The organism is Burkholderia lata (assembly GCF_000012945.1).
In the GTDB taxonomy this organism is placed as follows: Bacteria; Pseudomonadota; Gammaproteobacteria; order Burkholderiales; family Burkholderiaceae; genus Burkholderia; species Burkholderia lata.
The window spans coordinates 3468343-3490892 of record NC_007511.1 but is presented as its reverse complement, the minus strand read 5'-3'; the positions used below and the strand labels follow the sequence as shown (position 1 = coordinate 3490892).

19 protein-coding genes are annotated in these 22550 nt (G+C 65.8%); 8 read left to right on the top strand and 11 right to left on the bottom strand.

Features of this window, described 5'->3' with window-relative positions:
* Nucleotides 1-19: 19 nt before the first annotated feature.
* Together BCEP18194_RS38135 and BCEP18194_RS38130 are read right to left on the bottom strand one after the other, a co-directional pair.
* Nucleotides 20-586, bottom strand: coding sequence for a hypothetical protein (locus BCEP18194_RS38135; RefSeq protein ID WP_241025846.1), 567 nt, complete (start codon nucleotides 584-586; stop codon nucleotides 20-22).
* On the bottom strand, nucleotides 586-1731 hold the full coding sequence (locus tag BCEP18194_RS38130; RefSeq protein ID WP_011356676.1) for a glycosyltransferase: 1146 nt from the start codon (nucleotides 1729-1731) through the stop codon (nucleotides 586-588). The genes BCEP18194_RS38135 and BCEP18194_RS38130 overlap by 1 nt, the downstream gene beginning before the upstream one ends.
* Nucleotides 1732-2336: 605 nt before the next feature.
* On the opposite strand from BCEP18194_RS38130, the gene BCEP18194_RS38125 reads away from it, so the two are divergent.
* The 3 genes from BCEP18194_RS38125 to BCEP18194_RS38115 all read left to right on the top strand — a co-directional run bounded on the left by BCEP18194_RS38125 (nucleotide 2337) and on the right by BCEP18194_RS38115 (nucleotide 7318).
* Nucleotides 2337-3641: a dicarboxylate/amino acid:cation symporter gene (locus BCEP18194_RS38125; protein WP_011356675.1), complete on the top strand. Its 1305-nt coding sequence runs from the start codon at nucleotides 2337-2339 to the stop codon at nucleotides 3639-3641.
* 550 nt (nucleotides 3642-4191) lie between these two features.
* Nucleotides 4192-6126: an SMP-30/gluconolactonase/LRE family protein gene (locus BCEP18194_RS38120; RefSeq protein ID WP_011356674.1), complete on the top strand. Its 1935-nt coding sequence runs from the start codon at nucleotides 4192-4194 to the stop codon at nucleotides 6124-6126.
* A 355-nt stretch (nucleotides 6127-6481) separates the two neighbouring features.
* A complete protein-coding gene (locus BCEP18194_RS38115; RefSeq protein ID WP_041493423.1) occupies nucleotides 6482-7318 on the top strand; it encodes a peptidylprolyl isomerase in 837 nt (278 codons plus the stop codon).
* 33 nt (nucleotides 7319-7351) lie between these two features.
* Here BCEP18194_RS38115 and BCEP18194_RS38110 read toward each other — a convergent pair whose 3' ends face one another.
* Entirely contained in the window at nucleotides 7352-7789 is a 438-nt protein-coding gene (locus BCEP18194_RS38110; RefSeq protein WP_011356671.1) for a GNAT family N-acetyltransferase, read from the bottom strand.
* 129 nt (nucleotides 7790-7918) lie between these two features.
* Complete coding sequence (locus tag BCEP18194_RS38105; RefSeq protein ID WP_041493422.1) at nucleotides 7919-8824, bottom strand: LysR substrate-binding domain-containing protein; 906 nt, start codon at nucleotides 8822-8824, stop codon at nucleotides 7919-7921.
* Between the two features lie 162 nt (nucleotides 8825-8986).
* Between BCEP18194_RS38105 and BCEP18194_RS38100 the strand changes: the two genes are divergently transcribed.
* A complete protein-coding gene (locus BCEP18194_RS38100) occupies nucleotides 8987-9487 on the top strand; it encodes a lipocalin-like domain-containing protein (protein WP_011356669.1) in 501 nt (166 codons plus the stop codon).
* 12 nt (nucleotides 9488-9499) lie between these two features.
* Here the strand turns inward: BCEP18194_RS38100 and BCEP18194_RS38095 are convergent, their stop codons facing one another.
* On the bottom strand, nucleotides 9500-10456 hold the full coding sequence (locus BCEP18194_RS38095) for a hypothetical protein (RefSeq protein WP_011356668.1): 957 nt from the start codon (nucleotides 10454-10456) through the stop codon (nucleotides 9500-9502).
* Nucleotides 10457-10765: 309 nt separating this feature from the next.
* Between BCEP18194_RS38095 and BCEP18194_RS38090 the strand changes: the two genes are divergently transcribed.
* Both BCEP18194_RS38090 and BCEP18194_RS38085 read left to right on the top strand, forming a co-directional pair.
* Nucleotides 10766-12061, top strand: a complete 1296-nt coding sequence (locus tag BCEP18194_RS38090) for an MASE1 domain-containing protein (RefSeq protein ID WP_011356667.1) — start codon at nucleotides 10766-10768, stop codon at nucleotides 12059-12061.
* A 13-nt stretch (nucleotides 12062-12074) separates the two neighbouring features.
* The gene (locus BCEP18194_RS38085) at nucleotides 12075-12890 is read left to right on the top strand and encodes an alpha/beta hydrolase (RefSeq protein WP_011356666.1); all 816 of its coding nucleotides are present in this window, start codon (nucleotides 12075-12077) and stop codon (nucleotides 12888-12890) included.
* A gap of 87 nt (nucleotides 12891-12977) precedes the next feature.
* On the opposite strand, the gene BCEP18194_RS38080 is transcribed toward BCEP18194_RS38085, so the two are convergent.
* Both BCEP18194_RS38080 and BCEP18194_RS38075 read right to left on the bottom strand, forming a co-directional pair.
* Nucleotides 12978-13592 carry an FMN-dependent NADH-azoreductase gene (locus BCEP18194_RS38080; protein WP_011356665.1) on the bottom strand — a complete coding sequence of 205 codons (615 nt, stop codon included), beginning with the start codon at nucleotides 13590-13592 and terminating at the stop codon, nucleotides 12978-12980.
* Nucleotides 13592-14041: a GNAT family N-acetyltransferase gene (locus tag BCEP18194_RS38075; RefSeq protein ID WP_011356664.1), complete on the bottom strand. Its 450-nt coding sequence runs from the start codon at nucleotides 14039-14041 to the stop codon at nucleotides 13592-13594. The genes BCEP18194_RS38080 and BCEP18194_RS38075 overlap by 1 nt, the downstream gene beginning before the upstream one ends.
* A gap of 84 nt (nucleotides 14042-14125) precedes the next feature.
* Here BCEP18194_RS38075 and BCEP18194_RS38070 point away from each other — a divergent pair, with 84 nt between their 5' ends.
* Nucleotides 14126-15538, top strand: coding sequence for a PLP-dependent aminotransferase family protein (locus BCEP18194_RS38070; protein WP_011356663.1), 1413 nt, complete (start codon nucleotides 14126-14128; stop codon nucleotides 15536-15538).
* A 663-nt stretch (nucleotides 15539-16201) separates the two neighbouring features.
* Nucleotides 16202-17377: a helix-turn-helix domain-containing protein gene (locus tag BCEP18194_RS38065; protein ID WP_011356662.1), complete on the top strand. Its 1176-nt coding sequence runs from the start codon at nucleotides 16202-16204 to the stop codon at nucleotides 17375-17377.
* A gap of 393 nt (nucleotides 17378-17770) precedes the next feature.
* Here BCEP18194_RS38065 and BCEP18194_RS38060 read toward each other — a convergent pair whose 3' ends face one another.
* The 4 genes from BCEP18194_RS38060 to BCEP18194_RS38045 all read right to left on the bottom strand — a co-directional run bounded on the left by BCEP18194_RS38060 (nucleotide 17771) and on the right by BCEP18194_RS38045 (nucleotide 22549).
* Entirely contained in the window at nucleotides 17771-18796 is a 1026-nt protein-coding gene (locus BCEP18194_RS38060; RefSeq protein ID WP_011356661.1) for a MerR family transcriptional regulator, read from the bottom strand.
* Between the two features lie 130 nt (nucleotides 18797-18926).
* Entirely contained in the window at nucleotides 18927-20393 is a 1467-nt protein-coding gene (xylB, locus tag BCEP18194_RS38055; protein WP_011356660.1) for a xylulokinase, read from the bottom strand.
* Entirely contained in the window at nucleotides 20390-21325 is a 936-nt protein-coding gene (locus BCEP18194_RS38050) for an AraC family transcriptional regulator (RefSeq protein ID WP_011356659.1), read from the bottom strand. The genes xylB and BCEP18194_RS38050 overlap by 4 nt, the downstream gene beginning before the upstream one ends.
* A 30-nt stretch (nucleotides 21326-21355) precedes the next feature.
* Entirely contained in the window at nucleotides 21356-22549 is a 1194-nt protein-coding gene (locus BCEP18194_RS38045; protein ID WP_011356658.1) for an ABC transporter ATP-binding protein, read from the bottom strand.
* Nucleotide 22550: the final 1 nt, after the last annotated feature.

The following is a 22550-nucleotide window of genomic DNA, read 5'->3' as shown; positions in this document are numbered from 1 at the left end:
GGGTCGCGAGAACGGGGAACTACGCGGCCTTGCGGAAAATCCGCAGGGTCTTGAAGTCGCCGATTTCGACGAAATCGGCATTCGCCGCCCATTGCTCGATGATCGGCTCGGCCTTGCGGTACGCCGACGAGCCCTTGTAGAACAGCAGGTGGCCGTCGCGTGCGGTATGGCGGGCGAACAGGTCGAGCACTTCGGCGTCGGTCTTCGCGCCGTAGCGGCTGTTCGTCTCGTCGCGGAATTCGCACAGATGGAACAGCGTGACGACGTCGAACGCCGGCAGCAGGTCCGAATTGCTCGTATAGATGTCGCCGAAATAGGCCAGATAGGTCTTGCTCACCTCCGGCTGCCGCGTGACGAGATCGACGTACGACTTGTATTCCTTCGGCGACGCCGTCACGCCGAAGACGGTGTTGTTCAGGTGCGGCCGCGCGCATTCCACGCCGACATGGTGGTGGCCGCCGGTGCCGAAGTGATAGATGCGGATGCCGTTGAGGCGCGCGGTTTCCAGCCATTCGACGAAGTGCACGTCACACGGGCACTCCTGCGTGCGCAGGTCCCAGTACTTCTTCCAGATGTTCATTGCCATTAAACGGACCTCATGGATGTCACCCGACGATACGGGTTGTGGCGAATCGATTTCTGATAGACGGACAGCGTCGCGTCGATGAATCGTTCGAACGAGAATTCGCGCTTGCCCTTCAGCCGTGCGCTGCGCCCCATCGCACGCACGCACCCGGGCTCGCGCATGATTGAGCGCAGGATGGCCTCGATCGCTTCAGGCTCGCGCGGCGGGACGACCCAGCCGTCCACGCCCGGCTCGACGTTCTCGGGCAGCCCGCCCACGCGCGTCACGATCGCCGGGCAGCCGAGCGACATCGCTTCGCGGCACGCATACGACAGGCTCTCGTGGTACGACAGCACGAACGACACGTCGATGATCGAGAACGGCGTCCGCACGTCGTCGAGGCGGCCGGTGAACGCGGTGCGCGCGGCCATGCGGTGGTGCGCGATCTGCTCGCGTTGCTCGGCAGTCGGCTCCGCGCCGACCAGCAGCACGCGAAACCGCTCGCGCTCGTGTTCGGGCAGGCGGCCCAGCGCCGCGATCAGGTCCATCCAGCCTTTCTCCGGCGCGGTGCCGGCGCTGCTGCCGAGCACGATCGCGTCCGCGCCGGACGGCCCGAACAGCGCGATCTTGCGGCGGCGGATTTCGTCGCTGGCCAGTCGTTCCGCGGCCTGCCGGCGCACGCCGTGCTTGACGACCGTGACGTTGCCATACGGCGACCGGAGCGCGAGCATGCCCGCCACGTAGTCGCTGACCGCGATGGTGTGGTCGGTGGCGAGGCGCGCGCGCAGCACGTTGCCGAAGCTGTCGGCGCGATAGGTGTTGTGCTTGGTGAGCACGACCGCCGGCCGATACCGGCAGCCGAGCAGCGCGAGCATCACCTGCCGGTGATCGGCGGACCCGTTCACGTGGATGACGTCGTAGCGCTCGGCGACGATCTGCCGGCGCAGCCGGACGATCTCCTGGTACAGCCGGTTCCAGCGCGGCTTGAATTCCATGTCGAAGATGGCCACGTCGGGGCTGTCCTTCAACAATCGCGACAGGCGGCTGCCTTCCGGCGACGCGACCGTCACGCGATGGTGCCGGCTCATCGCGGCGGCGAGATCGCGGACGTAGGTGTCCTGGCCGCCGCCGTAGTCGCCGTGGAAGTTGGTATACAGAATGTTCATCACGATGCCGCCTTTCCTCGATCATTCATTGGGCAGGACTGCTGAGAAAACGAGCGCGTCCGCCTGTCGAAAGCAATGACTCGAACCTGGTCCCGCGTTGTCGATGCGTGATCGCGCATCGACGCCCGGACGGGGCGTCACCGCGAATCGTTTCGAAATATTACAGACGCATTACGCGCCGTAGTGTCAAGGTCTGCGCATCTTTGTGGAAATGTGTCGCGATCGTTCACCGTGTTGTCACGCAGCGCGATGCCGCCGGGGAGGAGAGGGGGAGCCCGACGATGCGGTTCCTGTCGCCGGCGCGTGAACCGTGGCAAGCCCGGCACGACCGGCAATGTGGCCCGATTGCCCGCGTGGTCGCGCAGGAAGCGGGCAGGATCGCGACAAAACCCGCCTTTTCGACGCCATCCGGACGCAGATCAACCCGCTCGACTTTCAGATTTGAAAGCCGGGCTGTCATTTGCGTTAGAATGCCCCCCCTTGTCCGCCGTGGCGACCGTCAGGGCGGGCTCGTCGCACCCAGAGAGACGTGGGTTTCGATTCGTAGCCGGGCGCGAAAGATGTGCCAGCCGTTAGCAACATACGCTTTGTGATTTGGATTACTAATGAAGAAGAAGCACAACATCACCAAGTACATCGTTGTCGCGATGATTCTTGGTATCGCAGTGGGTTACGCCTGTCATAGCGCGTTTCCCGACCCGAACATGGCGAAGGAGGTCGCCGGCTACGTATCGTTGCTGTCCGACGTATTCCTGCGCCTGATCAAGATGATCATCGCGCCGCTGGTATTCGCGACGCTGACCGTCGGCATTGCGCAGATGGGCGACGGCAGTGCCGTGGGCCGCGTCGGCGTCAAGGCGTTCGGCTGGTTTTTCATCGCGTCGTTCACGTCGTTGCTGCTCGGCCTGCTGACCGCAACAATCCTGCAACCTGGCAGCCATCTGAGCCTGCCGCTGCCGGCGTCCGATGCGTCCCTCGGCCTGAAGACGGGCGCCTTCACGCTGAAGGATTTCGTGGTCCACCTGGTGCCGAAGTCGATCGCGGAAGCGATGGCGAACAACGAAATCCTGCAGATCGTCGTCTTCTCGATCTTCTTCGGTACCGCGCTGTCGGCGCTCGGCGAGTCGGGCAAGCGCCTGACCGGCGTGATCGACGATCTCGCGCAGGTGATGCTGAAGGTGACGGGCGCGGTGATGTGGTTCGCGCCGGTCGCGGTGTTCGCGGCGCTGGCGTCGACGATCACCACCCAGGGGCTCGGCATCCTGCTTACGTTCGCGAAGTTCATGGCGAGCTTCTATCTGGCCCTGGCGCTGCTGTGGGGCGTGCTGACGCTCGCCGGCGTGGCGTTCCTCGGCAAGCGTGCGTTCACGCTGATCCGGCTGATTCGCGAGCCGTTCCTGCTGTCGTTCGCGACGGCGAGCTCCGAAGCCGCGTATCCGAAGCTGCTGGACGCGCTCGACCGCTTCGGCGTGAACCGCAAGATCTCGAGCTTCGTGCTGCCGATCGGCTATTCGTTCAACCTCGACGGCTCGATGATGTACTGCACGTTCGCGGTGCTGTTCATCGCGCAGGTGTACGGCATCCATCTGCCGCTGGGTACGCAGATCACGATGCTGCTGATGCTGATGGTCACGTCGAAGGGGATGGCGGGCGTGCCGCGTGCATCGCTGGTCGTGATCGCGGCGACGCTCAACCAGTTCAACATGCCCGAAGCCGGGTTGCTGCTGATCATGGGCGTCGACATGTTCCTCGACATGGGGCGCTCGGCCACCAACGCGGTCGGCAACTCGATCGCGGCGGCCGTGGTCGCGAAGTGGGAAGGGCAGCTCGACGATCCGCGCGACGACAACGATCCGGGCAACGGACGTGCAATGAAGGTGAAGGTGCCGGAGACCTCGGCATCGGCATGATGCACGGCAGTGCGGCAGCGCAGCGATAGTGGCGCGTTGTCTGCTCCCCGGTAATCGATGATCGCCGGTCTGGATTCGATAAGGATTCAGGCCGGCGATTTTGTTTTGGGGGCCGTGATTCTGTATCGAGTGCGGTGGTTTTCCCTGATTCCCTGATTGACACCGGCGCTCACCGTTTCAATCCGTCGTCGTTGAACGCACGGCGATATTCCCGCAGACAGCCACAAACCTGATTTTCCCGATCCCCGACGGACGTGTAAGTGACCATTCACTGTCGCGCTGTCGCATCGTCGCGCTCGCCGTCGGCGCGTATGGGCGCCACAGGCAATGCCATCGAAGCCGAACCCGTGAAAAGCACAACAGCACGAACGCTTCGCAATTTTTTTTGATTTATATAACGCTATTCTCGCGCTGCGCATTATCGAACGCATGCTGCACGTAATACCGACTGCGCCGGATGATTCAGGGGAAGAATTTACGCATTGCGGTTTTCAAACCATCCGGCCGGCCCTTCATGTGAAGGTTCGCACCATTCAGGAGAGCATCCGTCATGGTCGCCAGACAACGGTTTCAGGCTGCGCTTCTCGCCGCAGCGATCGCCGCGATTACCCCCTCCGCTCACGCAGGCAACACCACCGACTGGCTCGCGAACACGTACGGCACGCTCGCGGCCCACGTCGGCAACGTCGCGCGCGCGATGTGGGTCGCGCCCGAAGGTGTGATCTACACGGCGTCGATGTGGGACGAGGATGAGGGCGGTGTCGCGATCTACCAGAACGGCAAGAGCACCGGCTCGATCGGCACGCACTCGGAGTTCCAGGGAAGCGCGATCACGGGCAATGCGACCTCGCTGTTCGTCGCGCTGCAGCCGGGCAAGACGTACGGCAGCGGCGCGGTGGGGCGCTACAACCGCGCAACGAAGTATCGCGACCGCGTCATCCAGGTCAGTGCGGCGACGAACCAGCCGCGCATCGACGTCGTCACCGGGCTCGCGACGGCCGGCTCGCTGCTCTATGCGAGCGACTTCTACGGCAATCGCGTGCGCGTGTTCACCACCGACGGCGTGTGGCAGCGGGACCTCGGCGTAGCGGCGCCGGGCGCGCTCGCGGTGGATGGCGCGGGCAACGTGTGGGTCGCGCAGAAGAGCGCGGGCTCGATCGTCGGCTTCAGCCCGTCCGGTGCGCTGCTGAACACGATCCGGATGCCGGCCGGGTCGCAGCCGTCGGCGCTGGCTTTCGATGCGGCGGCCGGACAGTTGCTGGTCGGCGACGAAGGCCCCGACCAGAACATCAAGCGCTATACGGTGGCGGGCCGGCCCGCGCTGGCCGGCACGTTCGGCGTGCGCGGCGGCTATCTCGACACGACGACCGGCATCAAGGGGCAGGTCGGTGCGCAGCGCTTCACGCGCATCGTCGGGCTCGGCAAGGACACCGGCGGCAATCTCTATGTGCTCAACAATCCGTGGGGCGGCAGCTGGGATCTCGGCCGCAACGGCGCGACCGACATCCATGCGTACAGCAGCACCGGCAGCCTGCGGTGGACGCTGCAGTCGCTGAACTTCGAAGGGATCGCCGCGCCGGACCCGGTCACGGACGGCGCGCTGTTCTATGGCGGCACGCACATATACAGCGGCAGCGCGGGCGGCAAGTTCGTCGCGAACACGGTCGACCCGTTCGCGTATCCGGCCGATCCGCGCATCAACATGAGCGACACGCAGCGCGACGAGCATTTCGGGCTGCTCACGTCGGTGGGCGCGAACCGGATTCTCGTCGCGGCCGGCCAGAACCCGCCGATTTTCTATTTCTTCCACTTCAACGCGGCGAACGGCTACATCGCGATTCCGGACGGCGCGATCCCGGGCCCCGCGTTCAACACGACGCGGCGCGTGACGAGCGGCTTCAGCATCGACAGCAAGGGCGGCGTGTGGGCCGGCCTCGACAAGACCGGCGCGATTACCCATTACCCGCTGACCGGCTTCGACGCGAGCGGCAAGCCGTCGTGGGGGCCGGGCGTCGCGACCCGCGTGCCCGACAGCATCCAGCCGCTCACGCGCATCGTCTATCTCGCGGACAGCGACACGATGGTGCTCGCGCAGGGCGCCATCGGGACCAACGACTGGACGTCGATCGGCACGCGCATCGAGGTGTATCACGGCTGGAGCGCGGGCAACACGACGAAGCCGGACCCGGTGATCACGCTGCCGCACAGCGGCGCGAAATCGATCGACGCGGTGGGCAACCATCTGTTCGTCGGCTACTGGTTCAGCAGCAGCGGGCCGCTGTGGCCGAACGTCGACGCGTTCAACCTCACCACCGGCAATCTCGACACCACGCTGGTCAACGCGAGCCCCGCGACCGTCGATACCAGCAGCGCGATCGATGCGATGTACAGCATTCGTGCGTATCGTCGATCGAACGGCGAGTACGTGGTGATGAAGAACAACGTGAAGGGCAACAGCATCACCGTGTACCGGTGGACGCCCTGACTTTGACGATGCGTGCGCGGCCGCCTCGATCTCGTTCGGCGGCCGGGCGCGCGAAGCCATGATGTGATTCATCGCGGTTTCGCGCGATTTCCACGGCGCTTCCACAGAATTTCCACATCACGCGCTCGTAATGGCCGGCGTGCGCAACGCGCGCCTCACCGCCCGCCGGGCGGCTGTCCCCAACCACACGACGCGGAAAACCGCTTCCGGGCACAATGACAGCGGCATCGGCAGGCACTGCGCGTGCCCATGACGATGAACCGAATCGACTGACGGGTTGCGCCGGCGCATTGCAGCGCCGGGGTATTTGCGCGGCTTCCCCATGCCGCGTTTTTTGAGCCGAAGTGACGAAAAGATGAAGACGAAAACCACACCGAACCGCCTGTTGCTGATCGCTGCGCTGGCTGGCGCGCTGAGCGGGACTGCCCACGCAGAGACGGCGACCGCGGCGACCGTTGCGACGGTCAACGGCACGCCGATCATGCAGGCCGACGTCGATACGTTGCTGCGCGCGTCCGGGCAACCCGACTCGCCGCAGATCCGCCAGGCGATCAAGAATCAGTTGATCACACGCGTGCTGGTTCAGCAGGCCGCCGAGAAGGCGAACTACGCCGACAAGCCCGAGGTCAAGGCGGCGGTGCAGCAGGCGAAAGCGAATGCCGAAGTGCAGCTTTACCTGCGCGACAACGTGAAGCCCGAGCCGGTGACCGAAGAACAGGTCAAGGCGCGCTACGACGAACTCGTGGCCACGCTCGGCAAGAACGAGTACAAGCCGCGCCTGATCATCGTCCAGGATCCGGTGACAGCCGCGACGGTGCTGAGCGAGCTGAAGGCGGGCAAGTCGTTCGAAGGGCTGGCGCGTCAATACAGCATGGCGCCGAGCCGCGATACCGGCGGCGAACTGCCGTGGGTGAGCTTCCACACGCCGGTGACGGAAGGCAAGACGTCCGGCTTGCCGTTGCCGATCGCGCAGGCGCTCGAGAAACTGAAGGTAGGCGCCGCAACGAGCGATTCGATCCCGGTCGATGGCGTGCGGGCGATCGTGAAGCTGGATGCGAAGCGGCCGACCCAGGTGCCGGGCTTCGCGACCGCGAAGCCGGGGCTTCAGCAGCAACTGCAGGCGGCGGCCGTGGAGAAGGCGAGTGCGCAGATGATCGGCAACTTGCTGAAGGACGCGAAGATCACGCAGTAATGCAGTAACGCGGCGGCGTCGGAACGCCGGACGTCACGCGTGCCAGATCATGCTCGCGCTCGTTTCGGTTTCCGATTCGCTGTGGAAGCCGAGCCGTTCATAGAGCCGCCGCGCCGGGTTCCCATGCAGCACGCTGAGCGACACCGGCACGTGCGTGCGTGCCGCGTCGGTCAGTATTGCGTTCAGCACGGCTTCGCCGATCCCCCGGCCCTGGTGCGCGGGGAGGATCTGGATCTGGTGCACGTGCCACTCGTCGGTGGCGCGTGTCACCTTCAGCAAGCCGATGGCGTTATCGCCTTCGCAGACGATCATTGCATCGTCGAAATGCGCGCGGATGCGCCGGTCGTGCGCGTCGTCGTCGGTCGGCGCGCCAACGCGTTGCAGGTGCTCGGTCACCGTGAGGCGACGCAGGTTCAACAGGAACGGCAGGTCGGCGGCAGACGCCGGGCGCAGGCGGATTGCATGTGTCATCGTGCGGGCTCGTTCGTTCGGGAAGGCGGGATCGTCGACGGGAAGGTTGAACCCCGCAGCGCATCATTCCCGATGGCGGGCAGCCGGTCAAAGGGCACAGCGCCGAAGCCGGCGCGCATGCCTGGCCGATCATGCGGCGTGCCGGCCGGATATCTTTTGCGTATCCGCGAGATTGGCGATCAGCGTGTCGACCACCACGCGTTTCAGGTTCGCGAGCGCGGAAGGCGCATCGCCTTCGCCCGCATGAAGGCACACGTCGACTGACGGCAGCGGCGGCAGGCCGTCGCGCTCTCCGAGTTGCCGCAGTGCTGGCGGCACACCCACCATCGTTCTCGCCGAAATCCCCAGTCCGCCCGCGACACCTGCCCACAGGCTTTGCAGGCTGCCGGTCGTGTAAGCGAGCCGCCATGGGATCCCGGCCTTGTCGAGCGCATCGGTGCCGGCCTTGCGGAACAGGCACGGCGGTTTGTACAGCGCAAGATCCAGCGGCACGCCGGCGCGCGGACGCACGTCGATGCCTTGCGGCCCGATCCACGCCATCGGCAGCGTGACCAGATGTTCGGCGTCGGCCCGATGCCCGCGGCCCATCGCGAGCACGATGTCGAGTTCGCCGCCATCGAGCCGGTCGAGCAACGCACCGTTGCCGTCGACGACGATGTCGACGCGCACGCCCGGGTGCGTGCGCTTGAACTGGCCGAGCGCGACGGGCAGCCACGATTCGGCGAAGTCGCCTGGCAGCCCGAAGCGCACGGCCCCCTCGATCGCCGCGCCGCGGATCGCGCCGACCGCCTCGTCGTTCAGTTCGAGAATGCGGCGCGCATAGGACAGCATCAGTTCGCCGGCCTCGGTCGGCACGAGGCCGCGCCCCTGACGGCGAAACAGCGGCTGGCCGATCTGCGTTTCGAGCTTGCGCATCTGCTGGCTGACCGCCGACTGCGAGCGGCCGATCCGGTCGGCGGCGCGGTTGAGGCTGCCGAGCCGATCCGCGGCGATCAGCGTGCGCAGCGCATCCATGTCGAGATTCGGGAGCGTCATGATTCGGTTTTTCTTATAAGTCGATTTAGAATTATCGTATTTATTGCACATTCTCGTCGCTACCATCAACTGAACCGGTCGTTCCGGTTCACGGGGATGCGCGCGATACGCGGCTGCGGATCCCCGTGAGGTGGCTTCCCTTCTTTCTCACGAGGACAGTGAATGAACATCCGCTCGATATTCCGCCAAGGCTTTCCCGGCATGCTGCTGGCCGCATCGATGATTCCGGGCGACGCATCGGCCGCGCCGTCGCTCGCGGGGACGTGGACGCTGGTCGCGGCGGACGTACAACATCCCGATGGCACGGTCGGTCGCGACTATGGCGCCGATCCGAAGGGGCTGCTGCTGATCGACATGCACGGGAACTACTCGCTGCAGATCTTCAAGTCGGAACGCCCACGCTTCGCGTCGAACGACAAGGCGACCGGCACGCCGGACGAATTCCGCGAAGCCGTGCTCGGCTCGAGTACCCACTACGGCACGCTGACCGTCGATCCGGCGAATCACAAGCTCGCGTTTCACATCGTCAATGCGTCGTACCCGAACTGGATCGGGCAAACGCAGACGCGACGCTATCAGTTGAAGGACGGCGAACTGAGCTACCGCGTGCCGCCGCGTGCGAACGGCGACATACCGATCTCGGTGTGGCGGCGAGTGGATTGAGGCGGGAGGGCGTCACAGCCCCGGCAACTGAATCTGTAGGGCGGCCGGGCGATGTTCGAGGACATTCGTCACTTCGTATTCGGTTTTTGCTCCGTCCGAGGTTTGCCACTGCTGCATGCGGACATTGCACACGAGCACGTCACCCTTGCTGAAGCTGACCTGGCTGTTGTTCACGCGCGACAGAAAGCCGGTGTCCGTGATCGCCGCGTGAATCGTCGACGTGCCGTCGTACAGCCGCCACTTGTTGTCGTCCTTGAACGCGAGCGACACGATCGAGAACGCCATCCTGCAATGCTCGTCGAGGATCAGCGAGCCGGCGGGTTCGGGCGCGTGAAACCACGCGATTTCGCTTCGGTCGACCGTTTCGACGATTTCCGTGTCGGTGCCGACTGCAAACACCACGATGCCTTCGCGCGCGAGCGGCGCAAGCACGTGCTCGGTGGCGTGGCGAACGCGGACGTCGCGCAGCAGCGTGAGGACGGGCAGGTCGATTTCGAGTGTGTCGCCTTCGACGTGCAGGATGGCGGTGTGGTCCTGCATCTGCACCTGCAGGATCTCGCGCCCGCGCAGCCATTTGAGGACGGCGAAGAGCCCCTTTCCCGCCCTCGGCGCGGCGATGCCGAGTGCGGTCAGGATCGTGACCGCATTGGCGAGCGCCGTGCCTTCGTTGCCGCTCAGCATGTCGCGCATGCGGCCGAGCAGCGAGGTCGCGAGCGTGAAGTCGATGCCGAAGCTGCCGGTCTTGAAGCTGCCGCGCACGTTCACTTGCGGCCGCACCTGATTGCCGCACAGCGCGCGGGTCGACGCGTCGAGCAGATCCCCGATGGCGAGCAGCGCGGGCGCGAGTTCGCGCACGTCCATCTCGGACGATTCGAGCGCGGGCCCGTCGTAGGTGGCGCGAAAGCGGCTCATCGCGCAGAGGGGGCCGGGATCGGCCGGGCCGGGACGGTTTTCATGGCGTAGGGTCATGTGGAAAGTGGGCGGATGACGTGGACGATACCGGAAGCGAATGCTTTCGGATGTCTTTCATGCTAGGTGCGATCCACCGGCCGCGGGCGATTTTGGCCATCCGGCCAAGACGACGTTCTGACGCGTCCTGACCGTACCCGGTCCACACCGAACTTTTCCGATACTTGCCCGGTCACAACCGCCAGCTTGCGGGCGCGCCGGCGCCCCGCACGCGCTTCCGGCCCCCGGTATTCCCCGGCCCGCCCCGTCCGCATATCATTCGCACATCGCGCACCTGCCGACCGCAGGCGCAGCACACAGGGATTCTCGATGGACACCAAACGATCGCGGCCGGGCCTCGTCGCCGCGCTGCTCTGGGCGGCGCTGTATCTCGCGACCGGCTACATCTCGCATGAGTTCAACGGCCCCGTCCGGCTGACGGGCTATATCTGGCTGCCGGCCGGCGTGACGGTCGGCGCGTTCATGCTGCGGCCGATGCGCGAATGGCTGACGCTGGCCGGTGCGTTCCTCGTCGGGCAACTCGCGCTGACCGGCATCGAACACGGCAACCTGGTCAACGCGGTGCTGTTCACGGTCGACGAGGTCGGCGCGGCCGCACTCGCGGTGTGGCTCGTCCAGCGCGTGCGCTTCTCGCTCGAAGGGCTGTATTTCCTGCGCTCGGTGATCCTCGCCGGCCTGATCGCGGGCGTGGTCGGCGCGATCGGCGGCGCGGCCTGGTACACGGTGGTGAAGGGCGCGCCGTTCTTCGACGTGTGGTCGGTGTGGGCCGCGTCCGATTTCGTCGGCGTGCTGCTGGTCACGCCGGTGCTCGCGTCATGGTCGCGCTTTCGCGCGCACCGCTCGGGTGACCACGAGCGCTTCGACCTGGTGCTCGGCATGGTCTCGTTCGTGCTGGTCGTGGGCGCCGCGCTCGTGATTTTCGACGGCGACACGTCGCAGAGATTCGGCACGGGCGCGGGCTTCGCACTGACGTATATCCCGTTGTTCCTCACCGTCGCGGTGACGCTGCTGCTCGGCGGCCGCGCGGGCTCGTCGTCGGTGCTGGTGCTCGCGCTGATCGTGATCGAGCAGACCGCGCAGGGCGACGGCCCGTTCTCGTCGTTCCACGAGCATTACGGCAGTGCGCTGCTCGAAGCGCAGCTGTATCTGGCGGTCGCGTCGCTGCTGGTGCTGACGGTGAGCACGCTGAAGACGACGCGCGAACGCGTGCACGAACATGCGGCGGTCCTGCAGAACAACATGGAGCTCGCGCTCGCGAGTGCCGGCCAGATCGCGTACGTGCTCGATCCGGAGTCGGGGCGGATCGACTGGAGCGGCGACGTCGAGCGTGTGTTCGGCGTCGGCGTCGATGCGTCGCAGATCGCGAGCGTGCCGCTCGTGCTCGAACGCGTGCAGTCGGGCGACCGCGATGCGCTGCGCGACTACTGGGATGCGGAGATCGCGGGCGAGGATCGCGCGTCGCTGTCGCTGCGCATCGTGCAGCGCGACGGCGGCACGCAGACGATCACCGATCACGGTGCGCCGCTGCTCGATTCGAATGTCGACGTGACGGTGGTGGCGGGCGTCTGGCAGATCGAGCGCGTGTGGCCGGCGGCGGACGAATGAGCGGACGCGCGTCATGACGGGCCGCACGGGCGTCCTGCTGATCCACGGGCTCGGCGGCACGCAATACGATCTCGGTTCGCTGCACAAGGCGATGCGGCGCGCGGGCGCCGATACGCACATGATCACGCTGCCGGGGCACGGCACGCGCCCCGAGGATCTGGTCGGCGTGCGCGCGGAGGCGTGGCTCGACGCGGTGACCGAACAGTATCGCGCGCTGGAAAACGAGTACGACACGCTGCATGTCGCGGGCATGTGCATGGGTGCGCTGGTCGCGCTGCTGCTGTGCCATCGCGTGCAGCATGCGCGCGGCCGGCTCGCGCTGCTGGCCACGCCGGTGTTCATCGACGGCTGGTCGACGCCGTGGTACCGCGCGTTGCGGCACGTGCTGTACCGCGTGCCGGGTGTGGCGGAGCGGATGCGTGTGGAGGAAGGTGATCCGTTCGGCATCAAGAACGCGACGATCCGCGCGATCGTGAAGAAGAAGTTCGAACGCGAGGACAGTTTCCACTATGCGTGGGTGCCGCTCGCGTGCGTGCGGCAGGTCGACCGGATGCGCGACTGGGCGCTCGAGGCCGCGGCCGGCACGCCGTGCCCGACGCTCGTGCTGCATGCGCGCGAGGACGAGCTGACAAGCCTGCGTTCGGCCGATTTCCTGCTCGAGAAGATGCCCGACGCGCGCGGGATCGTGCTGGAGAACAGCTATCACATGATCTGCGCGGACAACGATCGCGACGACGTCGCGCGCCACGTGCTCGACTTCTTCGGGTTCGATCCGGTGCATGCGGTGAGCCCGGCGATGGCGCGCAGGATGGGGCGGCTGGAGTCGTGACGGCGACGCGCCCGGCTCGGGGTGTCCGCTAGCAGCCGACCCCGGTACGCTTCGGGTCACGCATGCGAGCGCCCGGGCGTGGCGGATTCAAGCCGTTTCCGTCGCGCGTCGAGCCAGCAGGGCCGACTGGGCCAACTGGCCGCGCACCGCATCGATGGCTGCGTCGTCCGGCGCAACGCCTTCCAGGTAGATGAAATCGACCGTCGAAAAGCCGATGACGGCCAGCACCTGCTTCAGGTACGGCGTCAGGAAATCGGGCTGCCGTGCCGCTGCGCCCCTGCAGATGCCGCCGGAGCGCACCAGCACGAGTACGGGACGATCGGCCAGCAGGCCTACCTTGCCTTCCGGCGTGGCCGCGAACGTGCGGCCGATACGCAGCACGAAATCGATCCACAACTTCAGCGCGGCGGGGACCGTGAAATTGTGCATCGGCGTGCTGATCAACACGCCGTCGCTGTGCTCCACTTCCGCGATCAGTTGTTCGGAGCAGGCCAGCGCGGGATCGGAATCCGGCTGCCTCGCGACCAGCGCATGCGCGTAGTCGGCCGATATCGAAGGCAACCCGGGTTGACCGAGGCTGCGCGACACGACCCGTGCATGGGGGTGGGCCGCCTGCCACTGCGCGATGGCTTCGCGCGCGATGCGCGCGCCCAGCGAACGACTGCCATGCGGACTGGCATCGACGAAAAGAAGGTTGTTCATCAGCGCGCCTGCAGGGGCTGGGTGAAATGCATGCCGCGGGACAGCAGCCCCTGGCGGAAATAGAAGCGCTGCGCGAGCGCGTTGGACAGCCCGGTGTCGAGTACCAGTTGCGCGCAACCGAGTTGCCGCGCGTCGTTGCGCACCGCATCGAGCAGCCGCTCGCCCAGCCGTTGACCGCGCGCGTGCTCGGTCGCGACCAGATCGTCGACATAGACGAAGCGGCCGTACACGGTGTTTTCAAGGTGACGGTATCCCGCCAGCGCGACGACCGCACCGTCCGGGCTGCCGTGCCGCGCGGTCAGCAGCACGTAACCCTGTTCGGCCTGGCGGCGCATCTGCCGCACGAACGCATCGACATCGGTCAGGTGCGGGCGCAGCTCGCGCATCACGTCGAACGCCGACCGGTAATCCTCGTCCGTCACGGCGCGTTTCAAATGGATCTCTGGCATCACGATTGCTCCACGGTAATGTCGCTACTGTACGAATCGGATGGCGTATCCTGAAGGTCCAAAAAGTGACTATTTGACTGGGACATGAAATTCGACGATCTGATGCCGGACCGTCATCTCGACATGCCTGTCTATCGGCAACTGGTCGGGCGCTTCCGCGATGCGATCGAGACCGGCAAGCTGACGCCGGGCAAACGCGTGCCGTCGGTACGGAGCCTGGCCAGCGAACTCAATCTGGCACGCGGTACCGTCGAAGCGGCCTATCAGATCCTCATCGGCGAAGGGTACCTGGTCGCACGCGGGCCCGCCGGCACCGTCGTTTCACCCCAGCTGCCGGATGGCCGGCAGCCGCGCGCCATCGCGCCGCGGCCGGACGAACCGTCGCGCGGCGATTCGGCGGTGAGCGGGCCGAAGCCGTTTCAGATGGGCATTCCCGCGCTCGATGCGTTTCCGCGCATGCCGTGGATACGGCTGACCGGGCGTCATGTGCGGGCGATGGCGACCCCGTCGCTGGACTACGCGCCGCCTCAAGGTCACGATGCGCTGCGGCGCGCGCTGTCCGCCTATCTCGGCGTGTCGCGCGGCATCGATTGTTCGGCCGGGCAGATCTTCATCACCGCCGGGTATCGCGGGGCACTGGACCTGATCTGCCGGACGCTGCTGCGTCCGGGCGACACCGGCTGGTTCGAGGATCCCGGCTATATCCACGCACGCCGCGTGCTCGAGCACGCGGGCATGCGGCTCGTGTCGGTGCCGGTCGACGACGACGGCCTGTGCGTGGAAGCAGGGCAACGCCGGGCGGCCGATGCGCGTTTTGCGGTGGTGACGCCGACTCATCAAAGCCCGCTCGGTGTCGCGCTGTCGCTGCCGAGACGCCTGGCATTGCTCGACTGGGCTCGCCAGCAGCACGCCTGGATCGTCGAGGACGACTACGACAGCGAGTTCCGTTACCACGGCCGCCCGCTGCCCGCGCTCAAGAGCCTGGATCGCCACCACCGCGTGCTTTACACCGGATCGTTCAGCAAGGTGCTGTATCCGGGCTTGCGGCTGGGTTATCTCGTCGTGCCCGAGGAGCAGGTCGCCGCCTTTCGCGATACCGCCGGCTGGCTCGGCGGCAGCGGCCAGATGCTGATGCAATCGGTCGTCGCGGACTTCATGGAACAAGGGCATTTCGCGCGCCATCTGAAGAAAATGCGTGCGCTTTACGCCACCCGCCGTGCGTGGCTGATCGATGCGTTGGGCAAGGTGTTCGGTGAGACGCTGTACATTCCGCCCCGCGCGGGCGGCCTGCATGTGGTGGTCTACTGGCGCACGGCGGTCGACGATCGCGCCGTCGCACGCATGGCCGATGCGCAGGGCTTTTCCGTCCAGCCGCTGAACGACTGGAGCCCGGGCGGCCGGATGCCGCCCGGCATGATGCTCGGCTTCACGAACCTGACGTCGGCGCAGCAGGCGTTGACGCTGGTGCGACGCCTGCAGCGGCTCGTTCGTGCGTGAACTGCGTGTGGCGGATTACGCACCTGTTGGGTGCCGGCGTGCGTGCGACTGGTGCCACGGTTTTGCGATTGTGTGACTGAGTTACCGCGACTGTTCTATCTACGCATGGTCGACAACACATCCGTGATGTCGCCGTCCGGATTCATGCCTCATGGGTGGCCGGCACCATGCTTTTCCGACTGTCGACCGAGTCGACGTAACCGGCCTGGTTCGCATCTCCGACAGCGGCTCTCGGCCAGTTTCGGCCCTTCGATCATCTATGGCGCGACCAAGGATGAAGTAACTCCAAGTTCATGTCCTAATATGTCCCATCGCAGGACATGACCTCCAATAGTCGAATCGCTAAAGTCAAACCCGCGTCCTCATTAGAACGGTGAACGGAAGCACCCCTCTATAGTTGATTGACTTCTGGAGCATGCCATGTCGGGAAATAGATCGAAGGGAAGCAAGGCAGCAGTATCGAAACCGATGACGCAGGACCGCGCGTCAAAGATTCAAAGCGCTACTGCAAAAAGAACCGGTACAGTGACTCCGAGGGAATTCGCGGCCCGCGCAGAGCGGGCCGCCATCAAGAATTCGACTCTCACGGATCATTAACCGGAAAGACGTCCTGGCAAAAGCGTGCGATGCAAAACCGCGTCGCACGCGTAGGGGGAACCATAGATGACAAGAGAGGCGATAGGCCTCAACGGCGACAAAGTCAAGTTCCGGATCGCCGAATTGGGCATTCCGCGAAAGAAATTGTTGTCTGGGATGAATACCAAAACGTTGCAACGGATACTCAGAGGGGAGAGAACCTCGTTATCCACTGCGCATCAACTCGCGCGGGAACTCGGAACAACAGTGGATGAGCTCAAGGGGCCAGTCACAGAGAACAATCTCACGGCCTGGTTGTCAGGAAATTGGCTTTACGAAGACGGGCCAGCGCCGAAGCTCGAAAAGCACACATCCTGCATGGCTTTCGTTGGCAACGGAACGATGGTGATGATCGACTCGCCCCCGACCGGATTCGGCAATCCCTTTGTAAAGCTGCTCGCTTTCCGCCCGGAAATCTGTCGCAAGCTAGTAATCCGTCGCGTAGGCGAAACGTTCGAGGTTGAGGTTCACTATTTCGATTACGTTAATCATGGCAAAGAGGTCGCCTATCAGTTTGGCGTCTCGTGCCGCTTCTTTCCCCTTTCACGTGATGGAGATAACTTTCTCAAGCGCGCAATGAGCGACCCGCTAAAACGCTACTTTTGGACGTGGCTCCGCGAAACCGCCATAGCCAACGCGGAACTACTCGAGATTGAGGGCGAACAATTTCCAACGCATCCTCATGCGTATCGTCCGCTTGTCATTTTTTCGAAAGGCCACGCTGAGGAAAACGAGGTAGGCGTTCGTCTGTTTTCTCAGCTTCAGGTAGATTTCCGAGAGTCGCTGACTGAATATCTGGGCTCGCTTGACGGTCGAAGGCATGTCTTCGCTCAGGCCACGCGCCTTGGCATTTCTATTACCATCGAGCCCACGGTTAAAGAAATGGTCGAGCTCGATCGGTACAGTCCAACAACGATTCACGTCTTTCTCGTCTGGACAACGTCCACTGGAAGTGTACGGCTCGCTCCGTGGCGATACGACCATCGCCAAGAGTTTGCAGCGGCGATCGCAGAACGACGATGGCGCGACTTCTATTCGCGTGGAATGCCAATCCGCCAGTTCCCCGATGATTCCACCGAGGATCCGCCGGCTCCCCCGATGAGCGCTGATCCCAACATTCCCGCAGACCTGTTGACGGCGCTCAGAGGCATCGACTGGTACGACTCCGATGAGCAGTTGTGGGCTCTTCGATTCATTGATTGATGAGCAACTTGGACGCAAATGCCGCCCAGAACCACCACCAAATGCCACGCGGGCTACCAGTAGCCCGGCGACCTCAAGCGCGGTCGGCGCGTCTTCGCTGCTGTGATAGCTTTGCTGTTGTCCATGCGTGAAGGGCTGCTTCAGAGAAACGCCAACGTCCCTTGTGGGTCGGCTGCAGTCAATTAGGCATAACGAAATGCCACCATGTTGGCGCCGCAGTAGACCAATTGCACAAACTCTGACACCCTGCCCCGGCACCGGTGGCGCGACTGAGCGCAAGTCGCCGATTTTCTGCGCACACCGTTGCCGATACTCTGGCGCCCTACGGCACCGGCAGCCCGAGCTGCACACATCGACCATCGTCGACCGTAACACCAACCCGTGGCGATGCCGCTACCCCGCCTTCGGCCGCCGTGCGATTCGCGCGCGAGTGGCAGGCGACGCAAGACAGGTGGCCACGGCTTCGTAGCCGGGTGCGCCGGGATACGGTGCGACGCGGGCCGGCGGGCTATGGTTCGCGGGACATAGGATGATCGCTTCGTCGGGGCCGACGGCCGACAGGTCCAGCATCGCCGACGACCGGGTCAGCATGAACAGCGGTCGCATGCCGTCGCCTCTGGCACGCTGGCGAAGGCACGCAATCAGCGCCTCCTGCGTCGGCTGGTCGAGATCCTGTTCGATCATGTCCACGACCAAAGCGCCGGTGCTGTCCGCCTCGAGGCCGGCGAGCAGCACGGTCAGCGCGGGAGATGACGTGGCGCCTTCGCCTGCGAGCCAGCCCGACGTGCGTTCGACGCGCGCCTTCAGCGCTGGATCGGCCTGCAATGCAGCGAAGGTAGCCGCACCGTCGTTCTCCAGCCGGTCCAGCCCGATGAACACGGCGTCGGGCAATGCGTCGGCGAGCCGATGCGCGAGACGGGTCTTGCCGCTGCCGAGCGAACCGATGATGTAGTTCAACGGACGGATATCGCGAAACTCGAACCATTCGCCGTCCCACGGCCAGGGGAGGCTGAACGCCACGCCCGCGGTTGCCGGAGCGAGCAGGCGCGTCAATTCGCCGTCGCCGGGCAGGCGGCCGCGCGCGAGATCGGCGCGGATCGAGCGAACCCTGTCGACCTTGCCGACCAGATCCTGAATGCCGCGTTCGAGCGCCGCTTCATGCGTGGCCAATGCGTCGCTCAGGCTGCGGGCGTCACCCTCCAGCACGCTCGTGACCTGGGCCAGGCTCAAGCCGAGCGCGCGAAGCGCCGCGATTTCGGTCGCACGTGCCAGATCGTCCGGACCGTAGGCCCGGTATCCGGCTGCCGTTCGCCCGGGCGCGACCAGTCCCTGCCGCTCGTACAGCCGCAGCGCCTTGACCGATACGCCGAGCCGCATCGCGGCTTCCGATGCGCTCAGGCCGCGTGTGACATCGCTCATGGCTCACCCTCAGGTCGTCGATTCGTTGCGACCAGCATAAAGGCGATCCCAAGGGCCGGGTCAAGCGGGTTTCCGCAGGTTCTGGCCGAGTGCGAGGCGGGATCGATGGCGGCGAACCATGCGCCATCGCTCAGTCGGCGGCCGCGAACTCCTCCCGCAACGCCCGATACAGCCGCCGATACCGTGCGAGTCGCCCCGCCAGCAGATCTACGGTGGCAGCATCAGGCGCGACCATCTCCGTGACGGGCGGCGCGACGCAGACTTCCCCAAGCGTGTCATCCGTCGCGGCGAGGCGTGCAAGCCGCGCGGCACCCAGCGCGGCGCCCACCGCACCGTCCGCATGACGCTGCATCTCGAGCCCGGTCGCATTCGCACACAGCCGCGCCCAGAACGCACTCTTCGACCCGCCGCCGATGAACGACACCGCATCGAGCGTCGTGCCGGCCGCACGCAGCGCGTCGTAGCCGCCGGCCATGGCGAACGCGACGCCTTCCATCACCGCATACGCGAGATCGTCAGCGGCGTGCTCGTTGGACAGCCCGAAAAACACGCCGCGCGCATGCGTGTCGTTGTGCGGCGTACGTTCGCCACCGAGATACGGCAGGAACAGCGGCGCGCGAGCCGGCTCCGCGCGTTCGGCGCGCGCGGCCAGCTCGCCGGCGGTCGTGCCGTGCGCGCGGGCGAGCCAGTCGAGGCTCGCGGCGGCGGACAGGATCACGCTCATCTGGTGCCAGCGCCCTTCGACGCAGTGGCAGAACGCATGCACGGCCGCATCCGGGTTCGGCGCGAAGCGGTCGTTGCCGGCGAACAGCACGCCGGACGTGCCGAGCGACAGGAAGCCGCTGCCCGCACCCGTGACGCCCATGCCGATCGCGGAGGCCGCATTGTCGCCGGCGCCGCCGGCGATCGTCACGGGCCCCGCGATGCCCCATTCGCGCCGCAGCGTGTCGCGCAGCTGCGCGGCGGGCGCGTTGCCTTCGACGAGGCGCGGCATCTGCGCGCGCGACAGCTCGGTCGCGGCGAGCATGCGGTCGGACCAGTCGCGGCGCGCGCAGTCGAGCCACAGCGTGCCCGACGCGTCGGACATCTCGGACACGAATTCGCCGGACAGGCGCCAGATCAGGTAATCCTTCGGCAGCAGCACCTTGTGCACCGCGCGGAACACGGCGGGCTCGTATTTCGCGAGCCACAGCAGCTTCGGCGCGGTGAAGCCGGGCATCGCCATGTTGCCGGTGATCGCGCGCGATTCCGGCACCAGTGCCTCGAGTTCGACGCATTCGGTGCCGGCGCGCGTGTCGTTCCACAGAATCGCGGGGCGCAGCACCTGGTCCGCGCGATCGATCAGCGTCGCGCCGTGCATCTGCCCCGATAACGCGATGCCGCGCAGTGCGGCGAAGCCGGCCGGATGCGCGGCGCGCACCGCCGCGATCGCATCGAGCATCGCGTGCCACCACGCCTGCGGGCTCTGTTCCGACCAGTGCGGATGGGGCCGGCTGATCGACAGCGCGGCCGAGCCGGTCGCGAGCGGGACCGAACGGGAATCGGTGAGGAGTACCTTGACCTCGGACGTGCCGAGATCGATGCCGAGAAAAGTCACGTGTGAAGCATCCTGTCTGGGGCGCGTGGCGGCGCACGCCGAAGGGGCGGCGCGTCGTCGCGGCCGTGCGGTTCGTTGAGCCGGTGCAGCGCGCGGAACCTCGACGGCGGCACCTGCTTCATCGCGAGAAACTGACGGTTGAAATTCGACAGGTTGTTGAAGCCAACCCGGTAGCAGATGTCGGTCACCGTCAGGTCGGAAAACATCAGCAGCTCGCAGGCCTCGTTGATGCGCAGCCGGTTCAGGTAGCGCACGAACGACGAGCCGGTATGGCGGCGGAAAAAACGCGTGAAGGTGCTGACGCTCATCCCGGCGAACGCGGCCACGTCGGTCTCGCGCAGCATGCCGGGCAGGTTCTGCTGCAGGTACGACAGCACCTGGTTGATGGTCGACGACATGTAGTGCTGCGCATCGCTGCGGTAGCCGGGGCCGGCGAGCACGCGCCGCTCGCGGCACGACGACAACCGGTCGAACAGCGACATCAGGATCTCGACGCGCCGGCAGCCGTGCGCGTTCGCGAGTTCGAGCATCAGCGGCGCGACGTCGCGGCCGACGCGGTCGGGAAACTGCACGCCGCGCGCCGCGTCGTCGATCAGGTCGATCACCGGCTGCAGTTCGCTGAACGCGCCGACCATCTTCTCGATCGCGTCGCGCGAGAACTGCAGCACGACGTCGCGCGACGGCACGCGCTCGCCGTCGGCGAGTTCGCTGACCCAGTTGTGCGGCAGGTTCGGCCCGGTGACGATCAGGTTGCCGGGGCCGAAATCGCCGATGTGATCGCCGACGAACATCTTGCCGTGCGACGACTGGATCAGATGGATCTCGTACTCGGGATGGAAGTGCCACTTCGCGACCGAATGCGGATAGTCGTGGATCCACGCGCGGAACGATTCGTCGCGGTGGGTGGGAACGATCTCGAGATCCGGGTTCATCGTGTGCTCCGTCGGGGGCGTGCCGGCGTGCTACGAACGGGACATCGACCAGCCCGTCGCGGCGGGCGGCGTGGTGCGCGTCGCGGCCGCCGGCGGCGCCGCGTGCGCGATCGGGTTCGCGTCCGGCAGCGTGACGTTGCGCTCGGTGCCGGCGTCGAACAGATGCAGGGCTTCTTCGTCGAAGCGGAACGCTACCACGGCCCCCGGTGCGGGGGCCATCGGGGCCGGCACGAGGGCCGCGCACGGCTGGCCGCGCCAGTCCAGCGTGACGAGCGCCTCGGCGCCGAGCAGCTCGACGAGTTCCACGGTGCCGGTCAGCGCGAGCGTGCCCGGGGTCGGATCCGGTTCGGTGACGAGCCGCAAGTGGTTCGGGCGGATCGCGGCCTTCACCTGCTGGCCGTCATGCAGCCGGGCGAAGCGCGGCGACGCGAGCGGCCAGCGCGCGCCGTTGCAGTCGAGCAGCACGTTCGCGCCGAGGCGCTCGATCGTGCCGTCCGCGAAGTTCATCGCCGGGGTGCCGACGAAGCCGGCGGCGAAGAGCGTGTGCGGCTGCCCGTACAGCTCGGCCGGCGTGCCGATCTGCTCGATGTGGCCGCCGCGCATCAGCACGACGCGGTCGGCCAGTGTCATCGCTTCCAGCTGGTCGTGCGTGACGTACAGCGTGGTCGTCTTCAGTTGCCGGTGTAGCCGCTTGATGTCGCCGCGCAACTGCGTGCGCAGCTTCGCGTCGAGGTTCGACAACGGCTCGTCGAACAGGAACACGGCGGGCGTCTTGATCATCGCGCGCGCGATCGCCGCGCGCTGTTGCTGGCCGCCCGACATCGCGCGCGGGCGGCGGTCGAGCAGTGCGTCGAGGCTCAGGATGCGCGCGACGTCGCGCACGCGGCGGTCGATCTCGTCGGCCGGCACCTTCAGGCGCCGCAGGCCGAACGCGATGTTGTCGTACACCGTCATGTGCGGATACAGCGCGTAGTTCTGGAACACCATCGCGACATTGCGCTCGCGCGACGGCAGATCGTTGACGACCGCATCGCCGATCACGAGCTCGCCGCCGGTGATCGCCTCGAGGCCCGCGATCATCCGCAGCATCGTCGACTTGCCGCAGCCGGACGGGCCGAGCAGGACGATGAATTCGCCGTCGGCGATCTCGAGGTCGAGCGGGTGCAGCACGGCGGGGCCGCCGTCGTAGTGCTTCGACAAAGCCTTGCAGGTGATCTGGGCCATG